Genomic DNA, 12,093 nt, shown 5'->3' on the forward strand with positions numbered 1-12,093 from the left:
CGATTACAGATGTCTCGGTTTTTTAATTACTTTTAGCTTTACTAAATAAAAATACTAAACTTCACTATAATTATTTTTATACCATGCCTTCGCCGCTTCTACCTCAGGCATTGTTAATTGATGGCCGTAATTAAACCAATTCGTCATTACTTCGGCCCCGGCAGCAGACAAAAGTGCCTCCAAGTCCTGCGATTCCTCAGCTGTACACATCGGATCATTCGTACCTGCAGCGATAAACACTGGCATTGAAGTTAATACTGGCAGTTCGATATCTCGTCTAGGTACCATAGGGTGATGTAATATTGCACCTGCTAATGCATCCTTATAATGGAATAGCAAGCTCGTTGCAATATTCGCGCCATTTGAGTACCCAATAGCTACAATACGTTGACGATCAAAACCGTACTGTTGTGCAGCCTCAGTCAAAAAATCATTTAACTGTTGTGTACGGAAGATTAAATCTTCTATATCAAAAACACCTTCTGCTAATCGACGGAAAAAGCGTGGCATGCCATTTTCTAGTACATTCCCACGAACACTTAAAATATTCGCTGTCTCATCAATTTCCTTTGCAAGGCCAATTAAGCTCTGCTCGTTGCCACCTGTACCATGTAACAATAATAAGGTTGGTTTAGTCTCGTCGGTTCCCTTATGAAAAACGTGCTGCATAAACAGACCACCTCTCAATTATCTTGAATTCGAGATAATTGTAGCTTGTGGCAAAATTAAATTCAAGCTCTTTGACTTATTAATTTCACGATTTTCGCTATTTGGCTGTTCTTCATTGTTTTTATAAAAATTCATAATCGTAATCACTGAAATTAAACAGACAGCTAAAACAACAACAATAACAATTCCTACTAGTTTTTTCCCATTCATCGTAAGTTTTCCCCCGCCTTACTCAGTTCTTTTTGCGAAAGCCTTCTTCCAGTAAATATTCCTTTGCCGCATCATATGTGCCAAAGGCTTCCTCTAAATTTTCTCCATGATAAATATTCCAAGAACGCTGCTCGTAGGCAAGCTCTAATTTATCGCCCTCACGATTGCGCCATAATTCAACTATAGGTTCTTCTTTTTCTTGCTCCTCCGCTAAATATTGAACAGCATCTTCGATAATTTCTCGTAACTGTTGCTCATCATAATCGCGAATATTCACTAGTCCTTTATCATTTGCTTCGTTTTCGTAACGCAATAAATCACCCACAAAGACAAAGCCATTGCCGTTTGGATGTAATTTTTCTACGATAATGGTCTTTTCGTAAAGGCTATCCTTGAAATGATAATTTACGCGTTTCAATGAAATTTCCTTTTTCGTTAGTTCTGGAAATGATTCAATAACAGTTTGTTTTTGTTCAAATGTTAGCATCTAAAAATGCTCCTTTTCTATCAATCTACCTTACAGTATAACTTATTTCACCTGTTAAATCGTACTATAAAATTATAGTCAAAATATAGCTGTTTTTAAACATAGTGGCCTACGCTTAGTTTCTAAACGGAACTAGCTAGAACCTACATTTCCCTTCGCGGTTTATGAACCATGATACTTGCTGTTTTAAGCAATTCATATGATGATACATACTAGGGACAAAAAATTCTACCTTCTCCGTTTAAAAATAGTAGCACAAACCTTGTTCTTGGCTTGTCCTACTATTAGTTAATGTGACTATATAGCGCTATTTATACATCTCATTTTTGACAAACTGAATGACTTGTGCAACATAGAGCTCTCGGTACGGTACGAATTGAGCTGTGCTTACAGGTCGTACTACTCTACCTCGTTTACCGTCTGGGAAGTATTCATAACCCTCAATATTAAGCGTCACTGTTTCTCCCAAAAAGAAGGATTCTGCTTCATCAAGTCGCGCCCTAACGACACCTGACACTTCCTCATATTGCAACTCAAAAGAATCCCAATCATGCTCAAACGGATACAAGTATACATGACAAAACTCATTGTCTATCATCTTTTCAGATACAATGCTACAAGACGTCATGCCCATCCTCACAACTTGTTGAATATCAATATTAAGCCCTAGCTCTTCCTTCACTTCTCGAATACCAGCTTCAACTGTTTCAAGCGCTAACAGATGTCCTGCCGCAGTAATATCAAGTAAACCAGGGTAATCCTTCTTCTGAGAGCTACGAATTTGGAAATAAATATAATCCTCATTTACAAGCCAGCAGTGAAATGTTTCATGCCATAAGCCCTTTTCATGCACTTCTGCTCGTGTAGCTGTGCCAATTTGTTCGTACTGTTCATTAAAAACTTTAACGATTTCTTGCTCCATGTTATTTCGACCCCTATACTGACTTCGTAGCCTTTTTCTTAATCGCATTACGTTGATCATAAATATTGGACACGGTGACCTTCAACACCGCATAAAACGGTACCGCAATAATAATACCGACAAATCCTGCAATATTTCCTGCCGCTAAAATGATAGTAATAACCGTTAACGGATGTATATCAAGTGATTTCCCCATCACATTTGGCGTAATAAAATTGCTATCAATTTGCTGTGCGACAAGCGTAACTAAACATACCCAAATAACAAGCATCGGCTCTTGTATTACAGCCACAACAATCGCTGGCGCTAATGCAATCCAAGGTCCGATAAACGGTATCATATTCATAAAAAAAGCAAAAATAACGAGTAACAGCGAATACTCTAAACCAATAATTAAAAAGCCCACATACATAATTAATGCCAATAAAAAACTAATTTGTAGTTGCCCTTGAATATAACTACGTAACACATCGTCAATTTCACTTAACGTTTTTTTCACCCATTCACGACGTTCACCACTAAAATATTTATAAATGGAGGGCGCAAATTTCTCATGATCCTTCAACATGAAAATGAAGAAGAATGGAATTAAAATAGCCAATAATGAAGCGGATACAATAGATTGTAAGAACGTAACAAGCCCCTTACTTGCCACTACTGCAATATCTTGTACTGAATTGGCTACATGATTGATCATGGATGTTAATTGTGGAGGGAAATTTTCCCTGTTTTTTAATACATAATCCGATGCATCTTGAATGCTTGCTCCAATCATAGGTGCACTTTTCACAAGATTATTTACCTGTGTCGCGATGGGACTCCCAATAATCCAACCAAAACCACCTACAAGCGCTATGAGTCCAACGACAATCGTCAGTATACTTGCCCACCTAGGCCATCTGCGTTTCTCTAAAAACCGCTGGATTGGCTCTGTCACATAATACAAAACGCCACCTAATAACAATGGCACAAAAATAGTTTTTAGTATAATAGCGAGTGGTGAAAAAATCCAATGAATCTCTATAAAATATTTTGCAATTAGTAGAGCTAGTAAAATTCCTACTCCAACCTGAAACCAGACTTTCCTCGTCACTCTCGTCACTTCCTTTTATCACAGTTACTGAAAATACTACTTATATATTCACCATTTCGCAAGTATCCTAGTATTTCTTCTTCAGCAAATAATTCACAACTCCAAAGTAACACCAAACACCGAAGATTTCCACTCCTTATAGACGATGATAGCACTCATTGTTTCATTGTAGATACTATTTGCAAGAATTTCGCATATTCCTTACTTTTTTGATAATAAAAAATAACAAAGAGAAACACTGCTGTTTTTACTTAAAAGATAACCCTTTTTACTAGTTGACCCGTTAGATTTAAACAAAAAAATTCGCTCTCTTCCCGCGGGGATCCGCAAGCCCCTACAGATGCTAATACTAAAGCATCTGTGAAGTATCGCTCGGCTCGTTGTCCCGCAGGAGTATCGCGAAATTTTTACATAAATATTCTATAATAATTTAGGAGCAACTATATCCATTTCGGACTGTCTCCTCCACATGCTATAACTTTGTGTCGTCAACCGAATTTAAGTAACTCTCAATATCACCAATTACCGATTCGACACAGCCATCTTCAAATGGCGAAATTAGTCCAGCTTCTTTTACGAGCTTGGTAAATGACATAGAACCGCCTAAACCACATAAATGTAGATAGTCCTTCCAGGCTGCAGCAAATTCTTCACGTGAGCGTTTCCAGAACTGGAATGCACAAATTTGCGCTAATGTATAGTCAATATAGTAGAACGGGCTTGCATAGATGTGCGCTTGTCGTTGCCATATACCACCCGCTTCTAAATAGCTGTTACCATCATAGTCACGATGTGGTAAATAGGTTTCCTCGATTTTTTTCCATGCTGCTTTACGCTCAGCAGGTGTCATTTCAGGGTTTTCATAAATAACGTGCTGGAACTCATCAACAGCAACTCCATAAGGAAGGAATAATAGGCCACTGCTTAAATGTGTGAATTTATATTTCTCTGTGTCCTCTTTGAAGAATAATTCCATCCATGGCCATGTGAAGAATTCCATACTCATAGAGTGGATTTCACAAGATTCATATGTTGGCCATAAATATTCAGGAATGCCAATGTTACGGCTTGAATACACCTGGAAGGCATGTCCAGCCTCATGTGTTAGTACGTCGATATCACCTGACGTTCCATTGAAATTCGAGAAAATAAACGGCGCATGATAATTTTCAATAAATGTACAATAACCGCCACTTTCTTTCCCCTTCTTCGCCACTAAATCCATCAGATCATTATCAATCATAAAGTTGAAGAATTCACCTGTTTCAGCTGATAATTCTTCGTACATTTTTTTACCATTGGCAACAATCCACTCTGGATCACCCTTTGGTGTAGCATTCCCTGTTAGGAAATTTAAGTTTTCATCATAGAACTTGAAATCAGAGATACCGATACGCGTTGCTTGACGTTCAAATAGCTTTGTTGCAAGCGGTACGATTAAATCACGCACTTGATCACGGAATTTCTTTACCATACTCGCATCATAATCAATACGGTTCATTCGTATATAGCCAAGTTCAACATAATTTTTATAGCCAAGTTTCACAGCGATTTCGTGACGTACCTTAACTAGTTCGTCATAGAATCGGTCAAACTCCTCCTCATGCTCTGCGAAAAAGTCAAACCTTGCCTCTGTTGCAGCTTTACGCATAGCGCGATCAGTCGATTCAGCATATGGGCCAAGCTGTGCAAGTGTTAATGTTTCCCCATTAAATTCAATTTGTGCTGAGGCAACTAGCTTATTATACTCAGAAATCACTTTATTCTCTTTTTGCATTAAATCGATGACAGTTGGTGAAAAGCCTTTGATTTGGTAGGAAGCTAAATCAAATAGCTGTTGTCCCCACTTTTCTTCTAATTGCCCGCGAAATTGTGAAGCAACTAATGCCTTATAGTATTCCGTAGTAACTTCTTCTAACTCTGGGCCAACTTCGTCGAAATAATCGCGTTCAGCCTGATAGAAGTCATCATTCGTATCAATGGACGCACGAATATAAACTAAGTTTGCCATGGTAGCATAATCATTACTTAGCTTATTTAATTTCTCAATAAGAATACTTTGTTCCTCAACAGTTTGTGCATCCTTAAATTCCACAATTAAAGCTAATTGCTGCTCTTTCAATGCCTCCACATTCGGACGTTGGTATTCATAATCTTTAAACGTTGTCATAGAAGTCCCCTCTTTCTGTCGTATACACAGTGATATTTCTATTATATGCCAAATACATAATATTAAGAAACTAAAAATAGCATTAATAGCCAAAAATATATGTTTTTAATAGCGCTGCTCTTTCTCGTATTCTGAGCTTCGTTTCAACAGACTTAGGGGTTTTCGCGGCAACAACATCCACCTCAAAGCCTAGAGATTTTGCTAAATACTTCGCCCGTTGTAAATGAAAATCATTTGAAACAATCGTAATGTGCTTTGTCCCCTCTGGTAATAACTCTCTTGAAAATAGTAAATTTTCGTATGTCGATGTGGATTGATCTTCTAGTAAAATACGTTCAGCTGGGATACCCCTTTTCACTAAATAGTCGAGCATAACGGAAGCCTCTGTCCTGTCCTCATCAGAGCCTTGCCCACCTGATACAATCACCTTGACATGTGGATACTTAGTTAAATACTCAATTGACTCCTCTAATCTGTTTTTTAAAGAGAGTGAGGGCACTCCATCTGGTTTTACCTTGGCCCCAAGTACAATCATATATGTAGCTGTCCCATTTGCGACTGGCTGAGCACCACGTCTCATTTCTTGTCCTAGCCATATATAAGTCACACCGCCAATGCACAATAGCAGAATCGTTACCCTCATTGTCCACTTTTTCAAATGCATCACCCCTTTACTACTATCAACGTCCGAAAATGACAAAGGATGCTTGTACAAAGTACTACTACTGTACAAACATCCGATCAGTTATCGTAATATAAAGCGTTTTATAGACTCTTGTAATGCAGAGATTTCATCCGTTAAATCATTTGAGGATTCACTTACAAGTTGTATTGCACGCTGTTGCTCGTCAACAGATGCAGTTACTTCCTCTGATGTACCTGCATTTTTCTCACTGATATGTGCAATACTTTCAATAGAATGCATGATTTCATCCTTCGACTGATTTAAATGTTCTACGCCAGTTGCCATTTCTTCAATTGCAGAAATGATTTTTTCAACTGCTAACTCAATTTCCCTAAATGATGATTCTGTAATCGCAACCGAATCATTTTGCGCTTGAACGATGGCATTCGTTTTGTGCATTTCGCCCGTCACTAGATGTGTTTCACTTTCAATACCTCGTAACGTTGTACGGACTAATTCTGTTGCTACTGATGTTTGATCTGCAAGTTTACGTACTTCCTCTGCCACTACGGCAAAGCCCTTCCCATGTTCACCTGCACGAGCTGCTTCAATCGATGCATTTAATGCCAGAAGGTTTGTTTGATCGGAAATTTCATTAATCGTTCCAACAATGCCTTCGATTTCTCTAACTTTTACAATAAGACTGTCGAAAACAGTTTGCACATTATTTATTAGTGCTGACGATTCCAATGACTTTTCCTTCAATTTACTTAAATTTGCTAAACCTTCTTCATTGGAATGCTTCATCAATTGTGATGAACTCAACATAGATGTGTTTTTATCGTGTAAAACGACGATTTGCTGTGCAAACTCAAGCGCTGTGCGATTTGTATCCTCAGCATCTGATGCCTGTTGCACTGCGCCTTTTGATACTTCATTAATTGCTTTTACGATTTCATCACCATATGCATTTGTTTCCTCTGCCACCGCTGTAAGATTAGAAGAAGTTGCTTGTATTTCTACAATCGACTCTTCAACATCTGTAATTAATGTTTTTAATTGATTAACCATTTCATTAAAGCCTTCATTTAATTGGCCAATTTCATCGGAACGTTGTAAATTTTCGATTTCAACAGTCAGATTTCCCTTTGCCACTTCACGAACACGTTTCGACAAACGACCGATAGGTAGAGCTAAATGTCTAGAAACTAAGATAACAATTATACTCCCAATAATAACTGCCCCAAATAATGTAAGTCCAATCACTAATAATAAAGAATGCGCTTCTTTATTAAAATCCTGCATATATGTACCCGATGCAATAATCCAACCCCAATGAGGGTCTTTTTCGGAGTAGATTATTTTATCAGCCAATGTTGTTTGTCCTGGTAATTCAAACTCATATTGTGTAAAACCGCCACCTTCAAGTGCTCTATCAGTAACTTCACGAATAAAATACTTGCCGCTACTATCCTGATCTTCCCAAAGATTGTCCCCTTCACGAGTAGGGTGGGTAGTTAATGTTCCCTTATCATCTAACACATATATATATCCGTACTCACCCAAATTTCCTGGATAATTAATTGGTCGCTTTCCGTCATCGTCCTTTGGACCAAGAAATGCCTCGCGTACTCTTTCTTGCGCAACTTCCAACGGGATGTCGCCTTTTTCTACACTTTCATTCGCCAGTTCAATTAATTGCAAAGCAGATTCAACGCTATTTTGAATAACTTGTTCTCCAAGACCTTCCATACCATCTTTTGCTGTCCCATAGCTAACTATACCAATAATTAGGCTTGGCACTATTAGTAATGCTAATGAAATGATAATTAGTTTCCCCTGTATTGAACGTAAAAATTTCATGCTTTACACCCCTTTTCTTCTCGTTCACAAAATGTATTAGTTTATATTATGGTATGGTTTCAAAGTTTACACAATGGGTAAATCACAAAAAATAAGCAAATTAGTTGCATTATTGTCGTAATATGCTAATATACATATCTTTGTGTATAGAAAAAAACTATCTTTCTACAGGAATTTGGTCCGTAAAAAAATAGTTTTTTGATTTTTTTCATAATTTAACAGAATAACTAACTTCAATTACTTCTTTTGACGTTTGCCCTAGCAAATCAACTATGCTACTTGTAAAAAGGCCTATGCAAAAATCGAAATTTCATGTTTTCCTTTTAAGTGAATTTGGACAACTTGTCCAACGTTAGATTAACTGTAGATATCCTTGTAATTGATTGTAGTACAACACTAGTACCTATAACTCTATTTCAACTTTGAGCTCTTTCCTACGCTATTATGGCTATCCAAACAATCAATGCTATTAATGTAACGAAAAGTGTCGGTATAGTTAAAATAATACCTATCTTAAAAAATTGCCCCCAGCCTATTTTAATGCCCTGTTGCGCTAATATATGAAGCCATATTAATGTTGCCAGTGATCCAATCGGCGTCATTTTTGGTCCTAGATTAGTGCCAATAACATTTGCATAAATAAGCCCTTCTTTAATAGTGCCTGTTGCGCTTGTCTCAGAAATGGCTAACGCATCTATCATAACAGTAGGTAAATTATTCATAACAGCTGATAGAATCGCTGCTACGAAGCCCATCGTTATAGTAGCTACAAATAAGCCCTGCTGTACGGCATGCTCTAATAATTCTGCTAGTAAACCTGTCATGCCTACATTTTTTAAGCCATATACAACCACATACATACCAATAGAGAAAAACACAATATTCCATGGCGCGCCTTTTACAACTCGCTTCGTATTTACATGTTGACTGCCCCGTGCTAGCCATAAAAAGATCAGCGCGACACCACACAAAATGAATGATACGGGAATTTTAAAAAACTCACTCGAAAAGAAACCTATTAGTAGAATCCCTATGACATACCACGATAAATGAAATAGCCTGCTATCACGGATGGCAGTTGCTGGTTGTTCTACTGCTTCCATCGAATAATGCTTTGGTATCGATCTTCGGAAAAATACATAGAGTACAATTACGCTTGTTAGTAACGAAAAGATATTTGGCACTATCATATGTACAGCATATTCCATAAAACCAATACCAAAATAATCCGCTGAAACAATATTTGTTAAGTTGCTGATCACTAGGGGGAGTGAAGTTGTATCCGCAATAAAACCGCTCGCTATAATAAAAGGAAAAACCATCTTCTCTGTCAATTTCAACTTACGTACCATCGCCAAAACAATCGGCGTTAAAATGAGCGCAGCACCATCATTCGCAAATAAAGCTGACACGATTGCGCCGAGGCAGGCACTATAAATAAATAAACGAACCCCACTACCTTTTGCAAGTCGTGCCATGTGTAGTGTAGCGCTGCCCATTCAAAAAAACCAATTTCGTCTAAAATAAGCGAAATTAATATAATGCCTATAAACGATAATGTTGCGTTCCATACAATACCGGTGACCTCAAAAACATCATGCCATGTCACAACACCCAATGTCAGAGCAACTGACGCCCCAATACATGCCGACCAACCGATTGACAATTTACGTGGCTGCACAATAACTAAACATAACGTTACCAAAAATACTACGATTGCTAAAAAAGCCTGCATAATTCTCCTCCCTAATTAAAGGGTCTGTCTAAAAGCACTTTAAACAATAACGTCCAACTATCCTATATGTTAAAAACCAGCATTTTTCAGGGGCAACGTACGAGCTGTAGGAGTCTACGGCAATTTTTTCTCTATTCAGCAAAAAAATAGCATACTAGGAGTACTCCTAGCATACTATTGTTACTTTTGGGACAGCCCCATTACCATTTCCCAGAAATCATTCGCCTAAATCTGCATTATGGTAAACATTTTGTACATCATCTAAATCTTCTAATGCATCAATTAATTTTTCAAATTTCGCGACATCATCACCAGTTAATGTAACTTCTGTTTGCGGTAACATAGAAAGCTCGGCTACTGTGAATTCTTGTACGCCTGCCTCTTTCAGTGCTTCTTGAGCAGCAAAGAATTGATCTGGCTCTGCATAAATAATGACCGTTTCTTCTTCTTCAAGAATATCACGAGCATCAATATCTGCTTCCATTAAAATCTCAAGTACTTCGTCTGCTGACTTACCTTCTAAACCAATAACAGCTGTTGAATCGAACATGTAAGCTACTGAACCACTTACACCCATGTTTCCATTATTTTTACCAAATGCTGCCCGCACATCAGATGCTGTACGGTTTACATTGTTTGTTAAGGCATCCACGATGAGCATTGTCCCGGCAGGACCAAAACCTTCATAACGTAATTCATCGAAGTTTTCATCGCTGCCACCTTTCGCTTTTTCAATTGCCTTTTCAATGATGTGTTTTGGGACACTATATGTTTTTGCACGTTCAAGGACAACTTTAAGGGCGCGGTTTGATTCAGGGTCTGGTTCGCCCGATTTTGCTGCTACATAAATTTCGCGACCAAATTTTGCATTTACACGACTTGTGCTTTGATCTTTAGACGCCTTCTTTTCTTTAATATTGTTCCACTTACGACCCATTGTTTCCACTCTCTTTCGAAAATAAAGTTTATAAAAATCCTAGATGCACAACTACACATCTATAAATGGTATTTAAATACTTATCGTATCTTTACTCTGCAAATAATAACACAATGATGCTTACAAAGCTAGATATACCAATGTTTAAGGTGCTATTTTATGAGACTTCAGTTAGTGATAATTTCATGATTTAGAGACTCTCTTTATGCTACTTTCTAATAAATAGAGGCATCTTCACAATTTATTTTCTTGTGTAATTTTTTCTAATAATGCTTGGCATCCTTCTACGGCTAAGTCATAGGTTTCTTGAAAATCCCCTGTATAGTAAGGGTCGGGTACGTCTTTTCGGTGGCTTGTTAAATCTAAAAAGCGAAAAATCTTCGGTGACTCTGAATTGCCCAACATAGTGTGGATATTACGAATATTACTACCATCCATTCCAACAATATAATCAAATTGCTCGAAATCAATCTTTTGTAATTGGCGTCCTTTCATCCCTACCGTCGAAACCCCATACTCTCGAAGCTTGTCCTGCGTACCACGATGTGGCAGTTCCCCAATATGCCACGCACTTGTCGCGGCAGAATCCACTTCAATGGCATCACTTAGATGTGCTTTCCCTATTAAATCACGCATCACTGCTTCGGCCATTGGTGAACGACATATATTACCTAAACAAACGAAAAGTACTCGAATCATGTCACTGTCCTCCTACGACAAAACACTCAAAATCACATGATTTTGAGTGCTTACTTTTTACTTTTTCTCTGCTGCAATCCGCTGATGTAACTCTTCAGTCAGCGCAATTAGTTCATGCTCTAAATGATTCATAAATTCCTCACGTCCGTCTTTACCCTTACCTGTTACATAAAAAGGTTCACCATAAATTAAATAGCCCTTGCCACGCTTAAATACATCGCCGGCATTACGTGCACCAACGTAAGCGGCTGGAACAATTTGCGATTTTGACAACTGTGCAATCGTAATTGCACCTTGCTTTAAATCGGCCCCTTCCGAATTACGTGTACCAGATGGGAAAATCCCAACAATTTTTCCCTCTTTTAATAACTGTGAAGGAATTTTAATGACACTCGGTCCTGGATTATCACGATCAACTGGGAAGGCATTCAAATGGCCAATAAGCCAGCCAAGGCCTTTTATATCAAATAACTGCTTTTTTGCCATGAAATGAATTTCTCGTGGATACATCGAAACACCTAAGTTTAAAATATCAACATACCCTGTATGTGTACAGGCAATAATAAACCCATCATCCTTTGGTAAGTTCTGCTCCTCATACACACGAGCTTTCGAGCCCATTAACTTTAATATTATCTTGACGAGGCTTGCTACAAATTTATACACTGTCTCATTCCTATCTT

At 37.9% G+C, this 12,093-nt stretch carries 11 protein-coding genes and 1 pseudogene; all 12 read right to left on the reverse strand.

Annotation, left to right across the window (positions count from 1 at the left end; genetic code table 11):
- Positions 1-54: 54 nt before the first annotated feature.
- A complete protein-coding gene (locus tag H131_RS17140) occupies positions 55-669 on the reverse strand; it encodes an alpha/beta hydrolase (protein WP_010860391.1) in 615 nt (204 codons plus the stop codon).
- Positions 670-687: 18 nt separating this feature from the next.
- Positions 688-879, reverse strand: coding sequence for a hypothetical protein (locus H131_RS17145; RefSeq protein WP_010860392.1), 192 nt, complete (start codon positions 877-879; stop codon positions 688-690).
- 22 nt (positions 880-901) lie between these two features.
- Complete coding sequence (locus tag H131_RS17150; RefSeq protein ID WP_010860393.1) at positions 902-1,366, reverse strand: hypothetical protein; 465 nt, start codon at positions 1,364-1,366, stop codon at positions 902-904.
- A gap of 307 nt (positions 1,367-1,673) precedes the next feature.
- Positions 1,674-2,288, reverse strand: a complete 615-nt coding sequence (locus H131_RS17155; RefSeq protein WP_010860394.1) for an NUDIX hydrolase — start codon at positions 2,286-2,288, stop codon at positions 1,674-1,676.
- 13 nt (positions 2,289-2,301) lie between these two features.
- Positions 2,302-3,381, reverse strand: a complete 1,080-nt coding sequence (locus tag H131_RS17160; protein WP_010860395.1) for an AI-2E family transporter — start codon at positions 3,379-3,381, stop codon at positions 2,302-2,304.
- Positions 3,382-3,853: 472 nt separating this feature from the next.
- Positions 3,854-5,551 carry a M3 family oligoendopeptidase gene (locus H131_RS17165; protein WP_010860396.1) on the reverse strand — a complete coding sequence of 566 codons (1,698 nt, stop codon included), beginning with the start codon at positions 5,549-5,551 and terminating at the stop codon, positions 3,854-3,856.
- A gap of 82 nt (positions 5,552-5,633) precedes the next feature.
- Positions 5,634-6,194, reverse strand: a complete 561-nt coding sequence (locus H131_RS17170) for a YdcF family protein (protein WP_036131636.1) — start codon at positions 6,192-6,194, stop codon at positions 5,634-5,636.
- Positions 6,195-6,296: 102 nt separating this feature from the next.
- The gene (locus H131_RS17175; RefSeq protein WP_010860398.1) at positions 6,297-8,039 is read right to left on the reverse strand and encodes a methyl-accepting chemotaxis protein; all 1,743 of its coding nucleotides are present in this window, start codon (positions 8,037-8,039) and stop codon (positions 6,297-6,299) included.
- 434 nt (positions 8,040-8,473) lie between these two features.
- Positions 8,474-9,774 (reverse strand): annotated as a pseudogene (locus tag H131_RS17180) (arsenic transporter).
- Between the two features lie 217 nt (positions 9,775-9,991).
- The gene (locus tag H131_RS17185; RefSeq protein ID WP_010860401.1) at positions 9,992-10,711 is read right to left on the reverse strand and encodes a YebC/PmpR family DNA-binding transcriptional regulator; all 720 of its coding nucleotides are present in this window, start codon (positions 10,709-10,711) and stop codon (positions 9,992-9,994) included.
- A gap of 234 nt (positions 10,712-10,945) precedes the next feature.
- Positions 10,946-11,410 carry a low molecular weight protein-tyrosine-phosphatase gene (locus H131_RS17190; protein WP_010860402.1) on the reverse strand — a complete coding sequence of 155 codons (465 nt, stop codon included), beginning with the start codon at positions 11,408-11,410 and terminating at the stop codon, positions 10,946-10,948.
- Positions 11,411-11,467: 57 nt separating this feature from the next.
- Positions 11,468-12,076 carry a lysophospholipid acyltransferase family protein gene (locus tag H131_RS17195; protein ID WP_010860403.1) on the reverse strand — a complete coding sequence of 203 codons (609 nt, stop codon included), beginning with the start codon at positions 12,074-12,076 and terminating at the stop codon, positions 11,468-11,470.
- Positions 12,077-12,093 lie beyond the last annotated feature (17 nt).

The organism is Lysinibacillus sphaericus OT4b.31, assembly GCF_000392615.1.
Lineage (GTDB): Bacteria > Bacillota > Bacilli > Bacillales_A > Planococcaceae > Lysinibacillus > Lysinibacillus sphaericus_B.

Bases quoted from the DNA above. Each gene is read 5' to 3' on its own strand.
- H131_RS17140 (WP_010860391.1), bottom strand. From the start codon at position 669: ATGCAGCACGTTTTTCATAAGGGAACCGACGAGACTAAACCAACCTTA.
- H131_RS17145 (WP_010860392.1), bottom strand. From the start codon at position 879: ATGAATGGGAAAAAACTAGTAGGAATTGTTATTGTTGTTGTTTTAGCT.
- H131_RS17150 (WP_010860393.1), bottom strand. From the start codon at position 1,366: ATGCTAACATTTGAACAAAAACAAACTGTTATTGAATCATTTCCAGAA.
- H131_RS17155 (WP_010860394.1), bottom strand. From the start codon at position 2,288: ATGGAGCAAGAAATCGTTAAAGTTTTTAATGAACAGTACGAACAAATT.
- H131_RS17165 (WP_010860396.1), bottom strand. From the start codon at position 5,551: ATGACAACGTTTAAAGATTATGAATACCAACGTCCGAATGTGGAGGCA.
- H131_RS17170 (WP_036131636.1), bottom strand. From the start codon at position 6,194: ATGAGGGTAACGATTCTGCTATTGTGCATTGGCGGTGTGACTTATATA.
- H131_RS17175 (WP_010860398.1), bottom strand. From the start codon at position 8,039: ATGAAATTTTTACGTTCAATACAGGGGAAACTAATTATCATTTCATTA.
- H131_RS17185 (WP_010860401.1), bottom strand. From the start codon at position 10,711: ATGGGTCGTAAGTGGAACAATATTAAAGAAAAGAAGGCGTCTAAAGAT.
- H131_RS17190 (WP_010860402.1), bottom strand. From the start codon at position 11,410: ATGATTCGAGTACTTTTCGTTTGTTTAGGTAATATATGTCGTTCACCA.